This window comes from Vibrio sp. 05-20-BW147 (assembly GCF_013369385.1).
In the GTDB taxonomy this organism is placed as follows: Bacteria; Pseudomonadota; Gammaproteobacteria; order Enterobacterales; family Vibrionaceae; genus Vibrio; species Vibrio floridensis.
This window is the reverse complement of the sequence record NZ_SZTO01000118.1, coordinates 1-225: the sequence shown is the minus strand read 5'-3', so window position 1 is coordinate 225 and position 225 is coordinate 1. Positions and strand designations below refer to the sequence as shown.

Sequence of the window (225 nt, the reverse complement as noted above, 5' to 3'; positions counted from 1 at the left end):
ACCGATGATGGCAGCGTGACGCCTCCGGATGGCACGTCAGACGACGATCGCCCAGCGGTATCGAGCATCAGCAGCCCAGATGTGTCCGAAGGCGAGACAGCGACGTTCGCCGTGACGTTGAGCAACGCGAGCACCACCGCGACCACGGTGACGTTGACGTTGGCGGGCGACAGCGCGACGGCGGGCACGGACTTCACCAACACGAGTGTGACGATTACTTATGAA

Annotated in this window: 1 protein-coding gene; it reads left to right on the top strand. The window is 62.7% G+C overall.

The window, feature by feature from the left end:
• A partial coding sequence (locus tag FC652_RS20385; protein ID WP_176299926.1) for a hypothetical protein occupies window positions 1-225 on the top strand: 225 nt, incomplete at both ends.